The organism is Thermosynechococcus sp. B3, from assembly GCF_030323045.1.
Taxonomy (GTDB): Bacteria; Cyanobacteriota; Cyanobacteriia; order Thermosynechococcales; family Thermosynechococcaceae; genus Thermosynechococcus.
Genome location: NZ_CP097584.1, coordinates 2,457,843 through 2,472,725, shown reverse-complemented (window position 1 = coordinate 2,472,725; position 14,883 = coordinate 2,457,843). Strand labels below are relative to the sequence as shown.

9 protein-coding genes are annotated in these 14,883 nt (G+C 53.0%); 4 read left to right on the top strand and 5 right to left on the bottom strand.

Annotated elements, in window-relative coordinates:
* Positions 1 to 17: 17 nt before the first annotated feature.
* Both M0646_RS12210 and M0646_RS12205 read right to left on the bottom strand, forming a co-directional pair.
* Entirely contained in the window at positions 18 to 812 is a 795-nt protein-coding gene (locus tag M0646_RS12210; protein WP_149821239.1) for an RNA polymerase sigma factor SigF, read from the bottom strand.
* A 197-nt stretch (positions 813 to 1,009) separates the two neighbouring features.
* Positions 1,010 to 1,831: an undecaprenyl-diphosphate phosphatase gene (locus tag M0646_RS12205; protein ID WP_286649695.1), complete on the bottom strand. Its 822-nt coding sequence runs from the start codon at positions 1,829 to 1,831 to the stop codon at positions 1,010 to 1,012.
* 134 nt (positions 1,832 to 1,965) lie between these two features.
* On the opposite strand from M0646_RS12205, the gene M0646_RS12200 reads away from it, so the two are divergent.
* The 4 genes from M0646_RS12200 (at position 1,966) to folE (ending at position 8,007) form a co-directional block, all read left to right on the top strand.
* Complete coding sequence (locus M0646_RS12200; RefSeq protein ID WP_149821235.1) at positions 1,966 to 2,814, top strand: hypothetical protein; 849 nt, start codon at positions 1,966 to 1,968, stop codon at positions 2,812 to 2,814.
* Positions 2,815 to 2,829: 15 nt separating this feature from the next.
* A complete protein-coding gene (recG, locus tag M0646_RS12195; RefSeq protein WP_286625892.1) occupies positions 2,830 to 5,217 on the top strand; it encodes an ATP-dependent DNA helicase RecG in 2,388 nt (795 codons plus the stop codon).
* A 61-nt stretch (positions 5,218 to 5,278) separates the two neighbouring features.
* The gene (gene ftsH2, locus M0646_RS12190; protein WP_149821231.1) at positions 5,279 to 7,174 is read left to right on the top strand and encodes an ATP-dependent zinc metalloprotease FtsH2; all 1,896 of its coding nucleotides are present in this window, start codon (positions 5,279 to 5,281) and stop codon (positions 7,172 to 7,174) included.
* A 182-nt stretch (positions 7,175 to 7,356) separates the two neighbouring features.
* Positions 7,357 to 8,007, top strand: coding sequence for a GTP cyclohydrolase I FolE (gene folE / locus M0646_RS12185; RefSeq protein WP_149821229.1), 651 nt, complete (start codon positions 7,357 to 7,359; stop codon positions 8,005 to 8,007).
* A gap of 90 nt (positions 8,008 to 8,097) precedes the next feature.
* Here folE and M0646_RS12180 read toward each other — a convergent pair whose 3' ends face one another.
* The 3 genes from M0646_RS12180 to psaA form a co-directional block, all read right to left on the bottom strand.
* Positions 8,098 to 9,705: a mechanosensitive ion channel gene (locus M0646_RS12180; RefSeq protein ID WP_286649694.1), complete on the bottom strand. Its 1,608-nt coding sequence runs from the start codon at positions 9,703 to 9,705 to the stop codon at positions 8,098 to 8,100.
* 324 nt (positions 9,706 to 10,029) lie between these two features.
* The gene (gene psaB / locus M0646_RS12175) at positions 10,030 to 12,255 is read right to left on the bottom strand and encodes a photosystem I core protein PsaB (RefSeq protein ID WP_149821225.1); all 2,226 of its coding nucleotides are present in this window, start codon (positions 12,253 to 12,255) and stop codon (positions 10,030 to 10,032) included.
* 23 nt (positions 12,256 to 12,278) lie between these two features.
* Positions 12,279 to 14,486, bottom strand: a complete 2,208-nt coding sequence (gene psaA / locus M0646_RS12170) for a photosystem I core protein PsaA (RefSeq protein WP_399363257.1) — start codon at positions 14,484 to 14,486, stop codon at positions 12,279 to 12,281.
* Positions 14,487 to 14,883 lie beyond the last annotated feature (397 nt).

The following is a 14,883-nucleotide window of genomic DNA, read 5'->3' as shown; positions in this document are numbered from 1 at the left end:
ATATATTTTATGCGTTTTCAGGATTCAGCCTCGTCGTGACTCATCATCCGTTGTAGGGCTTGGAGGCCTTTTTTAATCTGGCGAGAGACTGTGACCGCACTTAGACCCAAGCGTTCAGCGGTTTCTTTTTGACTCAAATCGTACAAAAAGACAAATTCCAGAATCTGACAGGTGCGGGCTTCTAGTTTTTGCAGACACTGCTGCAAACGAATGCGATCTTCTTGGGCGAGTTGAAAACTTTGGTACCGTTGATCGGGCACGATGTCACCGAGGGAAACAGCATCTTCCTCACCCTCAAAGGTGGGGGCATCTAGGCTGACCGGGGTGGTGTGGTAGTTGGCAAATTTTGCCGCTTGCCATTCTTCAAGGGGGACATCGAGGGCTTGGGCAATTTCACTATCGCTGGGGGGACGCTGCAGTTGTTGGCGTAACTCCTGAATGACTCGCTTTGCTTGGCTTTGGAGGGTTTGCCAACGACGGGGGACGCGAATTTGCGGACTTTTATCCCGCAGGTAGTGTTGAATCTCACCGCGAATGTAGGGAATGGCAAAGGAACTAAAGGCCACTCCCTTACTTTGATCAAAGCGTTCAATGGCGTGAATGAGGCCAAGGGTGCCCACTTGCATCAGGTCGTCAAAGCTTTCTTGGGTGCACTGTACCCAGCGATGGGCTTCCTTGCGTACCAGTCCCATGTTCAACTCGACAAGGCGATTCCGCAATTCGCGTGCAGGGTTGTCTTGGTATGCCTGCAACAGAGACAAGGTAGAACCCTTTAGGTCAGTATGATCAGTACTCAGTGCCCTATTGGACATAGACACCCATGGTTTGGTTTCCCTACCGTTTCCAAAGTAAGCGGCTAGGGCGCTACTTGCTCACGTCATTGTAGAGCGATCGCGTCCCTGTACAATTTTCCCTACTTTCACTATTTCATACTCAGTATGGCAAAGCCTCTGTAGTTTCCCTGTGATCTCGACCACAGGTTAGGTTAAATTTTGCTAAATGTTGTTCCTTAGGTTCGCAGACTACCGAGGGCGATCGCGCCCCACAATGCAGTTCCCAAGCCAATGCGATACCAGATAAAAACCCAAGTGGAATGGCGTTGCAGGAATCGCAGCAGCCAAGCGATTGCCAAATAGGAAAAAAACATGCTCGAGAGTGTGGCAATCACAAGAGGAATAAACAGCGTCCCCTCATCAAAAACATCTTTGGCTTGGACAAGGGTGGCGATCGTCAGTGTGGGAATGCCCAACAGAAAAGAAAAGCGCGCCGCTGTTTGCCGCTCCAGCCCTAAAAATAAAGCTGTCGTTAGCGTCGATCCTGAACGCGAAGCCCCCGGCAGCAGGGCAATCATCTGGCCACAACCCACTAGAAAGCCATCTAAAATGCCAATGTCTTGATAGGTGCGTTTGCGGGAACCCCATTTTTCTGCGAGTCCCAAAAGAATCGCCATGGCGATCGCCATCGTGGCAATGATCTGAGGCCGATCCAACTCGACTTTGGCCCATTTCAGAAGAAGTCCTGCCGCTAGTGCGGGAATCGTGCCCACCGTGATCCCAACCAACAGTTTCCATTCTTCCCGCTGCCAATCCCGCTGTTGCCATGCCTGCCAAGCCCCTTGGACAATTTGGCGAATATCCTGCCAGAAATAGCCAAAAACCGCGATCACGCTACCAAATTGCATCGCATCTAGGGCAGTTTTATGCCAGACACTTTTCCACCCCAAGAGGTCACTAAAGAGAATCAAGTGAGCGGTACTGCTAATGGGCAAGAACTCTGTAATACCTTGCACGAAGCCGAGGATGACTGCTTGCAGCCAGAGAATAATATTCACGTTTCTGTCTCACCTTTGCAACCCCACCATCTTGCCATGAGTCGGTGAACAGGCTATCCTCGCCAAGATTTTGTAATAGATTGTAGAAACAGTCTTCTTAAACGCAGCAGCACTGTTTTGCCGGTTAGGCGTGTATGTCGGGTAACTTAGAAGCCGTTGAGCGGGAAATTTTAGGGTTACAGGGGATGCTATTGGCCGCCTTGGCGGAAATGCGTCAGCTTTATGATGTCTATCTAGAAATGCTCGCCCCCATTGCCCGCCAGCAGTTGATCACGGTTAGTTATCAGGTGTGCACCCAAGTCTTTCCAGAGCAATTTTTGACCCTTGCAGACCCAGAGCGACAGGACCTTCAGCGTCAGATTGTTGAACTGGCGATCGCCTTGGAAACCACGATTTTAAGCCTACAGACCCGTCGCCAAGAAGACTCAACTGCAAGGCAAGAGGCAACGAATGGGGAAGAAGACGCAACCAAGGAACAGGAACCCCCCTCCCTATCAGAGCAATTGAGCCAAGTTCTTTATCAAAGTTCGCTCAAGATTAACCATCTACTACAACGGGCGGCTATCTTACCGCCTGCCCCAATCGCAGTCATTTTAGAGATTGCCAGTAAGGCAGAAAATCGTCCCCTTGGGCGGATTCCCCATTTGTTGACGATGATGCTAGATGAGCAGAAACTACAAGAGGAGGGCGAAGAGGAGCGAGACACCAGTGAGTCCCCAAGGGAATCTTCCAGTCATCACCCCATGGCAGCCATTTACCTGCAACTTGAGGAACTGGAGTTTCAGCATCCCCCCCTCGGCAATCAGCGCAGTCAAATTCGCCAACTGGAAGCACGTCTGGCCACCCTCCAGAAGCAACTGCATAAAAAACAGCGGCAATATCTGGTTCTCAAGGCCAGTCGGGTATGGTGGCAAACGTGGAAAGCCAATGAAGCCGCAGACGCGACCGCCAGTGTCCCCGAAGCAATGGATGGTGAGCAATAGGGAAGGAGGCCTGCTGTGTCCCTTGACTGGCCACGCCTACAACGCGCCCTTGCCATTGAAACGGCGCGGGGTTTTTGCAACCTTCAGGGCAATACCTATCGGTTTAATGAGTATTTACACGCAGCGTTAATGCAAGCCCCTCTGCAACAACTCCCCCTTCAGATGCGCGATCGCTGGCAGGAAACGGCGGCAGCCTATGCCCACTACAACGATCTCTCCCCCAGCCAACGACAACACCTCGTGGTGAAAACGCGCCAACTGCTCCACGATGTCCACAAACAACTCACAAGTCCACCCCCGCGCCCCCGTCCCCTCGATCAAGCGCTCAAAACAGTGAATGGGATTGGTGAGCGCACTGCGGCGAAACTGGAAAAACTCGGGCTTTATAGGGTTGCGGATCTCATTTACTACTTCCCCCGCGATCACATTGACTATGCCCGCCAAGTCTCGATTCAGCAACTGCAAGCTGGGGAGACCGTCACCCTTGTGGGTAAAGTCCGCCGTTGCAACTGTTTTACCAGTCCCCGCAATGCCAAGCTGACGATCTTAGAAATTGTTCTTCAAGATCGCACCGGGCAAATTCGCCTGAGTCGCTTCTATGCGGGTGCCCGCTATGCCCAACGGGGGTGGCAAGAGCAGCAAAAACGCCTCTATGCCCCACAGACCATTGTGGCTGCCTCTGGCCTCGTGAAACTGACAAAGTATGGCCTTACCCTTGAAGATCCGCAGTTGGAAGTGCTGGATCATGCTGGGGCAGAAATAGACTCCCTCACGATTGGCCGTATTGTGCCGGTCTATCCCTTAACGGAGGGGGTATCTCCCGATGTGATTCGCCGTGCGGTCGATCGCGTTCTGCCCTTGGTGCAGGGCTATCCTGATCCCCTACCGCAGGGGCTACGCCAACGTCACCAACTCCTGCCCTTAGACATGGCGCTACGGCACATTCACTTTCCGCCGGATCGAACGCAACTGAGTCTGGCACGGCGGCGGCTGATTTTTGATGAATTTTTTTACCTGCAACTGGGCTTACTGCAACGGCGGCGCCAGCAGCAACAGCAGGCCAGTGCCCCCCTCAATCCCCAAGGGGAACTGATTGAGCAGTTTTACCAAGGGCTGCCCTTTCAACTCACAGGGGCGCAGCAGCGGGTAGTGGCGGAAATTTTGGCGGATTTAGAGCGCCCGATTCCCATGAATCGCCTTGTCCAAGGGGATGTGGGGTCAGGGAAAACGGTTGTTGCAGTGATTGCCCTATTGGCGGCAGTGCAGTCCGGCTATCAAGGGGCACTAATGGCACCCACGGAGGTTCTGGCAGAGCAGCACTATCGCAAGCTCTTGGAATGGCTCACCCCCCTCCATGTGCCGGTGGAACTGCTCACAGGATCGATACGTACAGCCAAGCGCCGCCAGATTCTGGATCAATTGGCAACAGGGGAATTGCCGGTGCTGGTGGGCACCCACGCTCTGATCCAAGAGGGGGTGACGTTTCAGCGCCTCGGTCTCGTGGTTATTGATGAACAGCACCGCTTTGGGGTGGCGCAACGGGCAAAGCTGCAAGCTAAAGGACTCCTGCCCCATGTGTTGACCATGACGGCGACACCGATTCCCCGCACGCTTGCCTTGACCCTCCATGGGGATTTGGATGTGAGTCAAATTGATGAATTGCCCCCCGGTCGGCAGCCGATTCAAACAACCGTCTTGGGACGGGGCGATCGCTCCTGCGCCTACGATTTAATCCGTCGGGAAGTAGCCCAAGGGCGGCAAGCGTATATTGTCCTGCCTTTGGTTGAGGAATCGGAAAAACTGGATCTGAAATCCGCCATTGCCGAGCACGAGCGATTACAAACGGAGATTTTTCCCAATTTTCGGGTCGGGCTGCTCCACGGTCGCATGGTATCGAGTGAAAAGGATGCGACAATTCAAGCCTTTGCCAAGGGGGAATTGGATATTCTGGTGGCTACCACGGTGGTTGAGGTGGGGGTGGATGTCCCCAATGCCACGGTGATGCTCATTGAACATGCCGAACGCTTTGGCCTATCCCAACTCCATCAACTGCGGGGGCGGGTGGGGCGGGGTGCCCAACAGTCCTATTGTCTGCTGCTCAATAGTTCTCGCAATGATGTTGCCAAGCAACGGCTGAATGTGCTGGCACAGTCTCAGGATGGCTTCTTTATTGCAGAGATGGATCTGCGGCTGCGCGGTCCGGGGGAGGTGTTGGGGACGCGGCAATCGGGATTACCGGACTTTGCCCTCGCTAGCCTCGTTGAGGATCAAGATTGCCTAGAGGCGGCGCGATCGGCGGCCAGTGAACTGATCGCCCAGGATCCTGAGTTACGGGGCTATCCTCTGCTGCAGGCAGTTCTCCAGCAGCGGCGCGATCGCCTGCTTGAGGGCATGATGAACTAATACCCCCCCTTTGGGAGGGATATGTTAAATTTAGTTAAGAACCTGATAAAAAGCGCCGCCAATGAAAGTCTCTTGGAAAACTGTTCTCCTTTGGTCAATCCCCCTACTGCTCATGGGGGTTCTCCTCTGGCAGGGGGCGAGCAACTTTATGCTCAATCAAAGTCAGCCTCCTCTGAATACCGCCAGTACGCGCATGAGCTATGGGCGATTCCTCAACTATTTAGATGCGGGTCGCATTAGTAAAGTGGACATTTTCGATAATGGTCGCACCGCCATTGTGGATGTCTCTGATCCGGAACTGATTAACGGTCGCCCCCTGCGGGTACGGGTAGATATGCCGGGGACGGCTCCAGAAGTCATTAGTAAACTGCGGGAGCAGCACGTAGAAATTGATGTTCATCCGGCTCGCAATGATGGTGCCCTGTGGGGACTCTTGGGTAATTTACTCTTCCCCGTCTTGCTCTTGGGAGGACTCTTTTTCCTCTTCCGCCGCTCCAGCAACGTGCCCGGAGGCCCAGGTCAGGCGATGAACTTTGGTAAGTCTCGCGCCCGCTTCCAAATGGAGGCCAAAACGGGTGTCATGTTTGACGATGTTGCTGGTGTCGATGAAGCCAAGGAAGAACTACAAGAGGTGGTCACCTTCCTGAAGAAGCCCGAGAAATTTACAGCGGTGGGTGCTCGCATTCCCAAAGGGGTGCTACTAGTAGGGCCACCCGGCACAGGGAAAACGATGCTGGCCAAGGCAATCGCCGGTGAGGCAGGGGTACCCTTCTTCTCCATCTCGGGTTCAGAATTTGTCGAGATGTTTGTTGGTGTTGGTGCCTCCCGCGTCCGGGATCTGTTCCGCAAAGCCAAAGAAAACGCTCCCTGTCTCATCTTTATTGATGAAATTGATGCTGTGGGTCGCCAACGCGGGGCTGGCATTGGCGGCGGTAACGATGAGCGGGAGCAAACCCTCAACCAACTGCTGACCGAAATGGATGGCTTTGAGGGGAATACCGGCATCATTGTGATTGCGGCAACCAACCGCCCGGATGTCTTGGATGCGGCTCTCCTGCGTCCGGGTCGTTTTGACCGACAGGTGGTGGTGGATGCACCGGATATTAAGGGTCGCTTGGCGATTCTCAAGGTGCATGCCCGCAACAAGAAATTGGCGCCTGAAGTTTCCCTTGAGGCGATCGCTCGCCGTACCCCCGGCTTTACGGGAGCCGATTTGGCCAACCTCCTCAATGAAGCAGCGATTCTCACGGCCCGTCGGCGGAAACCCGCCATCACCATGCTGGAAATTGACGATGCCGTGGATCGGGTTGTCGCTGGTATGGAGGGCACACCGCTGATTGACGGCAAGAGCAAGCGCCTCATCGCCTACCACGAAGTGGGTCATGCCATTGTCGGGACACTGCTTAAAGAGCACGATCCTGTCCAAAAAGTGACGTTGGTGCCCCGCGGTCAAGCCCGTGGTCTCACTTGGTTCATGCCCTCAGAGGATTCTGGTCTGATCTCGCGATCGCAACTCATGGCGCGGATGGCCGGTGCCCTTGGGGGCCGAGCGGCTGAATACGTCGTCTTTGGCGATGCTGAGGTCACGACTGGTGCTGGCAATGACCTGCAGCAAGTGACAGCGATGGCACGGCAAATGGTGACCCGCTTTGGTATGTCAGATCTAGGACCTCTCTCCTTGGAAACCCAAAACGGTGAAGTGTTCTTGGGGCGGGACTTGGTGTCTCGAACAGAATACTCCGAAGAAATTGCGGCGCGCATTGATGCCCAAGTGCGGGAGTTGGTGCAGCACAGCTACGAACTCGCCATCAAGATTATCCGGGACAATCGCGTGGTCATTGACCGCCTCGTTGATCTCCTAGTAGAGAAAGAAACCATTGATGGTGAAGAGTTCCGGCAAATTGTTGCTGAATACACCGTTGTTCCCGATAAAGAGCGCTTTGTACCGCAGCTTTAGATAAGCTAAATTAGTAGATTCAATCACCCTAACCCCTCTCCCAGTGCGGATGAGGGGGATTTTATTTTGACTGCCTTTCCCCTGTAAATTCTATGCTCAACTAAACCGACTTTCATGTCAGTTTCATTGACACCATTTCCACCAGTAAATAGAATGATAATCGTTATTATTTTAGGTACCCTATGTCCCAGCAATCCCGTAACCAGTTGTTAACCGTGCAAAGCAGCCTTGAAAGTATACCCACCTGCGTCTCGACCCAGGTGTCGGATGCTGAGATGGAGCAGGCGGTTCGCACACTCCTCATCGGGCTAGGGGAAAATCCCGATCGCGAAGGCCTGCGGGATACCCCCAAACGGGTTGTGCAAGCCTTGAAGTTTTTAACCAGTGGCTACCGCCAATCCTTGGATGACCTACTGAATGACGCCGTTTTTTACGAAGACACCAATGAGATGGTCTTAGTGCGCGACATCGATCTCTTTAGTTGTTGTGAGCACCATATTCTGCCAATCATTGGTCGTGCCCATGTCGCCTACATTCCCAATGGCAGGGTCATTGGCCTGTCAAAAATTGCCCGCATTTGCGAGATGTATGCGCGGCGGCTACAGGTGCAGGAGCGCCTAACCCAACAAATTGCAGATGCTTTGCAAGGACTCCTGAAACCGCAAGGGGTGGCTGTGGTTGTTGAGGCCACCCATATGTGTATGGTGATGCGAGGTGTACAAAAACCGGGCTCTTGGACGGTCACCAGTTCAATGCAAGGGGTGTTTGCTGAAGATGCCCGCACCCGCCAAGAGTTCCTAGATCTGATCCGCCACCAACCCTCCTTCCGCTAGCCTGATTAGCAGACAAGGGGGAGAGGAAATATTTCTCCCCCTCTGGTGGCTAAAACAGCGTTCCTGCGTTAACTTACTCCACTACCTTGCTCAAGAATTTTCGGAATTCCTGCCCTTAAGCAGATTCAGCCATTCTTCAACTTGAGACGCGGCAATTTGACGGCATCCCAACCCAAAGGCGAGGGCGATCGCCACCGCAATAGAACCAAAGAGCAAGCCAAAGGCTAAATTGACAATACTTGTTGCGATGCCCATCTGTTGCAAAGCCATTGCCCCCACAAATGTCATCGTTGCTAGCCGCGCCGCCTGAGCGAAAAAACGCCCTTGGGAGGTGCCAGAACTGGCAAGAAGCCGAAACACTAAATTGGCAAAATACAATCCTACCGCAAAGATCAGCGTTCCGACCAACACCCGACCAATCACCACTACTAGGGCAGTGACAAAAGCACTGAGAGCAGGAATATCCAGTACATCAACGGCAGCGATCGCCCCAAATAACAAAACGCCAACAAGGGCAACGATGCCCATCACTTCTGAGGGCTGTCGCCAGCGCTGCTCGGGTGCCTCCGCAGGCTGAGACTCCTGAGAATCCACCGTCGGACGCTCTAGACCTAGCCAGACAAACACTTGATCAAAGCCGATGGTTTGCAGGAAATTGGTAAGCGTCTCCGCCACAAAGCGGCCAATTACATAGGCCAGCAGCAGAATAATGGCTGCAGTAAAAATTTTCGGCAATGCCGTCAGCACTTGGTTGAGCATTGCCGTTGCCGGTTCCGTAATGGCCACAATTTGCAACGCGTCAAGGCTGGCGATCGCCGTGGGAATCAAGACTAAGACATAGACAATCGTACCGATGACCGTTGCTAGGGATTCCCCTAAACTGGTTTGCCCTAGACCGAGGCGCTGACCAATGCGCTGAATCCCCATGGCCGTCATTAAGTTAACGACTAAGCTGCGGACAATGCGGGCAATAAACCAACCAACAACCGCGATAATCACCGCCTTAAAGACAAAAGGCAGTGCCCCTAGAATATCATTCAAGAGATTTTGTACAGGCTGCAATGAGCCTTGCAGATCAAGCACCCCCAAAATTAAGGGCAGGAAGAAAAGAAAAACAAACCAATAGAGGGTATTTCCCAACATCTCAGCCACAGACATGGTGGCCGGCCCCTCTGAGGAACCATTCCCCTCAGATTCTAGGGGGAGTTGGCGATCCAAATTCAAAGAACGGGCGGACTGAGTAACCACCATTTTTGATATGGTCGCCACTACCCAAGCCACATCCGCCAGCAAGATGGCTGCCCCCAGCTTGGGCAGGAAACTAAAAACTTGATTGAGAAATGCATTGAGGGGCTGGGAAACCGTTGTTAGCCGCAGGGCATCCAAAAAGGCCACCACCGCCAGCAAAAAGATGACCCAAAAAACCACTGCTGCCAGAATAGCAGTCACTGATATGCTCTGAAGCGACTCATTGCCACCAAAGAACTGGGTCAATCGTTCATCAACGCGCAGTCGTTTCAAAACCGAGCGTGTTATCTTTGCCAGAATAGTGGCAACAATCCAGCCAATGAGCAACAAAGCAACTGCAATAATGACTTGCGCTAAAAGGCTCCCCAAATTGTTAAGGTCAAAAGCTGGATTCACTGAATTTTCACCGACAATTTGGGAAGTTTCTTCAGTACTAATTTGAGCCAACAAGCCTTCAATAGGGCTCTTAGATGAAAACCTCAAAATAGCTAGGTTAAATGTATCACGCATTACAACCGTCCTCAGTTAAAACCCAATCTCATCAATGGCAAAATTCAGTCCTAGGATATCTAAAAAGTAGCGTGATGTCATTGAAAACGTTTTTAGGGGACTAGTATATTGAGATACGTTACAAATCCCTAACTTTGGTCGTTGGCAAGGAACTAGTTTGCTGCCGACTTGAAACAAGCAGCTACAACTTTTTATCAAACTTATCAAAAACAAAAATCCCCCACCACGAGGGCAGGGGACTGAACGAAAGTTATCTCAACTCGATCAACCGAACTTGGCGGCGGTTGAAGCAATCAAGAAGGCCGCGTAGGTCAAGACATAGCCAACACTGAAGTGAGCCAAACCCACCAAACGGGCTTGCACAATGGACAGCGCCACCGGCTTGTCTTTCCAACGCACCAAGTTGGCCAAGGGAGTGCGCTCGTGTGCCCACACCAAGGTTTCAATCAGCTCTTGCCAGTAACCGCGCCAGCTAATCAGGAACATGAAGCCTGTAGCCCACACAAGGTGACCAAACAGGAACATCCATGCCCATACCGACAGGTTATTAGTACCAAAGGGGTTGTAGCCATTGATGAGCTGCGACGAGTTCAACCAGAGGTAATCCCGCAGCCAACCCATGAGGTAGGTAGAGTTTTCGTTGAACTGAGCCACATTGCCTTCCCAGACACCAAGGTGTTTCCAGTGCCAGTAGAAGGTAACCCAGCCAATGGTGTTCAGCATCCAGAACATCGCTAGATAGAAGGCATCCCATGCAGAAATATCGCAGGTACCGCCACGGCCAGGGCCATCACAGGGGAAAGCATAGCCAAAGTCTTTTTTATCTGGCATCAGTTTGGAACCACGGGCATCCAACGCACCTTTGACCAAAATCAAGGTGGTGGTGTGCAGACCTAGGGCAATGGCGTGGTGCACCAAGAAGTCACCGGGGCCAATCGTCAAGAACAAGGAGTTGGTACCACTGTTGATGGCATCGAGCCAACCAGGGAGCCAGACGTTACCGTAGTTCGGCCAAGCAGTGCTGGCAATGCTATCGGGGTTCGACAGCAGCGTATCAAAACCGTAAAGCAGTTTGCCATGGGCCGCTTGAATGAACTGAGCAAACACCGGCTCAATCAGGATTTGCTTTTCGGGGGTACCAAAGGCCACCACGACATCGTTGTGGACATAGAGACCCAAGGTGTGGAAGCCCAAGAAGAGGGACACCCAGCTTAGGTGGGAAATAATCGCCTCTTTATGTTGCAGCACCCGATCCAACACGTTGCCTTTGTTTTGGGCTGGATCATAGTCCCGCACCAAGAAGATGGCACCATGGGCAAAGGCACCCACCATCAAGAAGCCAGCGATGTACTGGTGATGGGTATAGAGGGCAGCCATCGTGGTGTGGTCTTGGGCAATGAAGGCATAGGGTGGCAGCGAGTACATGTGCTGTGCCACCAAGGAGGTGATCACGCCCAAGCAGGCCAAGTGCCAACCCAACTGGAAGTGCAGCGAGTTGTTGTAGGTTTCATAGATGCCTTGGTGAGGCATGTTGAAGGGACCTTCCACCTTCGTGCCAAAGAAGTCCTTGGCATCCATCATCTCTTTAATGCTGTGGCCAATCCCAAACTGGGTGCGGTACATGTGACCCGCCACAATAAAGAGCACCGCAATGGCAAGGTGGTGGTGCGCCATATCCGTGAGCCACAGGGACTCCGTTTGGGGATGGAAGCCACCCAAGAAGGTGAGAATCGCCGTTCCCGCCCCCTCTGCCGTGCCAAAGACGTGGCTAGCCGTGTCAGGGTTTTGGGCATAGACACCCCAGTTGCCCGTAAAGAAAGGCGCCAAACCAGCGGGGTGGGGCATGGTACTCAGGAAATTATCCCAGCCCACGTGCTGACCACGGGACTCGGGAATGGCCACGTGAATCAGGTGACCCGCCCAAGCCAAGGAGCTAACCCCAAACAGACCCGCCAAGTGGTGGTTCAACCGCGATTCGGCATTTTTGAACCAAGAGAGGCTAGGACGGAATTTGGGTTGTAGGTGCAGCCAGCCGGCAAAGAGGGCCAGCGAAGCCAGAATCAGCAGGAAGATGGCACCTTGGTAGAGGTCACCGTTGGTGCGCATACCGATGGTGTACCACCAGTGATAGACACCGGAGTAGGCAATGTCCACAGGGTTAGAAGCCCCCGCTTGGGTAAAGGCATCCACTGCGGCTTTGCCAAATTGAGGATCCCAGATCGCATGGGCGATGGGACGGGTGTTGACAGGGTCTTGAATCCATTGTTCAAAGTTCCCCTGCCACGCAACGTGGAATAGGCTACCAGACACCCACAGGAAGATGATGGCCAGATGCCCAAAGTGGGAGGCAAAAATCTTCTGGTAAAGATTTTCCTCGGTCATGCCATCGTGGCTTTCAAAGTCGTGAGCCATGGCGATGGCGTACCAAATCCGGCGTGTGGTCGGATCCTGTGCGAGGTCTTGGCTAAACTTCGGAAATTTAGTTGCCATAGTTGGTTATCTCCTCCTCGCCCCTATCCTACAGAAATAATCCGAGCTAGGAAGAATGCCCAAGTAGTGGCAATCCCCCCTAGGAGGTAATGGGCTACACCGACGGCACGGCCTTGAATAATGCTCAGGGCACGGGGCTGAATGGCCGGTGCAACTTTCAGCTTGTTGTGGGCCCAAACAATGGACTCAATCAGCTCTTGCCAGTAGCCACGACCACTGAAGAGGAACATGAGGCTGAAGGCCCAAATGAAGTGAGCACCCAAGAACAACAAACCATAGGCGGATAGGGCTGAACCATAGGAGCCAATCACCTGAGAAGCTTGTGCCCACAGGAAGTCCCGTAGCCAGCCATTGATGGTGATGGCACTTTGGGCAAAGTTACCGCCCGTGATGTGAGATACCGTGCCATCGGGAGCAACAGTACCCCAGACATCCGACTGCATCTTCCAACTGAAGTGGAAAATTACAACAGAGATGCAGTTGTACATCCAGAACAGACCCAAGAAGACGTGATCCCAACCGGAGACTTGGCAGGTACCGCCACGACCGGGACCATCGCAGGGGAAGCGGAAGCCCAAGTTGGCTTTATCGGGAATGAGGCGAGAGCTGCGGGCAAAGAGGACGCCCTTCAGCAGAATCAGCACTGTCACGTGGATCGTGAAAGCGTGAATATGGTGCACCATGAAGTCGGCCGTTCCCAGAACAATGGGCATCATGGCGACTTTGCCACCGACTGCAACCACATCACCACCAAAGGCAACACTAGCGGTCGCTGCTGCATTGGGAGCAGTGCCACCGGGGGCTAGGGTGTGCAGGTGTTGTACCCATTGGGCAAACACGGGCTGAAGTTGAATCCCCGTATCCGAGAACATATCTTGGGGACGACCAAAGGCGCGCATCGTGTCGTTGTGGACGTACAGGCCGAAGCTGTGGAAGCCCAAGAAGATGCACACCCAGTTCAGGTGAGAAATGATGGCATCGCGATGGCGCAGTACCCGATCCAGAACGTTGTTTTGATTCATGGCCGGATCGTAATCACGCACCATGAAGATGGCACCGTGGGCAGCACCACCCACAATCAGGAAACCGCCAATCCACATGTGGTGGGTAAACAGCGACAGTTGGGTGGGATAGTCGGTAGCCAAGTAAGGATAGGGGGGCATTGCATACATGTGCTGCGCCACAATAATGCTCAGCGAACCCATCATGGCTAGGTTGATCGCCAGTTGGGCATGCCAAGAGGTGGTCAGCACTTCGTACAGACCTTTGTGGCCGGCACCGGTGAAGGGGCCTTTGTGGGCTTCAAGAATCTCTTTGAGGCTGTGGCCGATTCCCCAGTTGGTGCGGTACATGTGACCGGCAACGATGAAGAGGACGGCGATCGCCACGTGATGGTGAGCCGTATCCGACAGCCACAGGCCACCGGTAACAGGGTTCAAGCCGCCGTTAAAGGTCAGGAAATCCGAGTAGGCAGCCCAATTAAAGGTGAAGAAGGGAATGACGCCACTCAAGAAACCCCAATCCACTTTGGGATATAGGTCGGCCATCAAGCTGGGGTTAAGGATAAACTCGTGGGGCAAGGGAATATCCTTAGCAGCAACCCCTGCATCCAAGAGTTTGTTGATGGGTAGCGAGACGTGGATCTGGTGACCTGCCCAAGCCAAAGACCCCAAGCCAAGCAAGCCGGCGAGGTGGTGGTTGAGCATGGATTCCACGCTTTGGAACCATTCCAGCTTAGGAGCGCGCTTGTGATAGTGGAACCAGCCTGCAAAGAGCATTAAGCCAGCCATGACCAAGCCACCGATTGCGGTGCAGTAAAGCTGGAACTCATTGGTGATCCCAGAGGCACGCCACAGTTGGAATAGCCCCGAGGTGATTTGGATGCCGTGGAAACCACCGCCGACATCACCATTGAGAATGCCTTGACCCACAATGGGCCAGACCACTTGAGCACTGGGCTTGATACCGGTGGGATCGGCCAGCCAAGCCTCATAGTTTGAGAATTTTGCACCGTGGAAGTACATCCCACTCAGCCAGATGAACACCACAGCCAGATGGCCGAAGTGTGCACTGAAGATCTTGCGGGAAATATCTTCAAGGTCGCTCGTGTGTGTATCGAAATCGTGGGCAAGAGCGTGGAGGTTCCAAATCCATGTGGTGGTTTGGGGGCCTCTGGCCAAGGTGCGGTCAAAATGCCCGGGTTTTGCCCATTTTTCAAAGGAGGTGGGCACCGGGTCATTATCAACCACGACTTTGACCTTTGGCTCTCGCTCCGGTGGACTGATGGTCATCGAGTCTCTCCTCTCTCTTAGGCAAGGAAGGAACGAGGGCATTCACCTCGGCAATATAGAAAGATCTTTAGATCAATGATTGTGAAGAATCGTGAATCTAAAGACCCAGAATGGAACGATAAAGCCCGTTCAGGAGGCGAATGCTCAATTCAGCATTATAGAAGGGGAGTACAGACTTTGCCGATAATTAACATTATTTAAGATGCTTGAATTCTTGACATGATTGTGGGGGTATAAATGCATAATATATGCGCTATCATATCCATTGATTTAATACAGGTGGCCGTGGCTCAATTCCCTGTAAAATCGGCTTTTGGGGCGATCGCCCCCGATATGT

What these genes read in the sequence shown, in the direction of transcription:
- M0646_RS12210 (WP_149821239.1), bottom strand. Translation starts at nt 812, where the DNA reads ATGTCCAATAGGGCACTGAGTACTGATCATACTGACCTAAAGGGTTCT.
- M0646_RS12200 (WP_149821235.1), top strand. Translation starts at nt 1,966, where the DNA reads ATGTCGGGTAACTTAGAAGCCGTTGAGCGGGAAATTTTAGGGTTACAG.
- ftsH2 (WP_149821231.1), top strand. Translation starts at nt 5,279, where the DNA reads ATGAAAGTCTCTTGGAAAACTGTTCTCCTTTGGTCAATCCCCCTACTG.
- folE (WP_149821229.1), top strand. Translation starts at nt 7,357, where the DNA reads ATGTCCCAGCAATCCCGTAACCAGTTGTTAACCGTGCAAAGCAGCCTT.
- psaB (WP_149821225.1), bottom strand. Translation starts at nt 12,255, where the DNA reads ATGGCAACTAAATTTCCGAAGTTTAGCCAAGACCTCGCACAGGATCCG.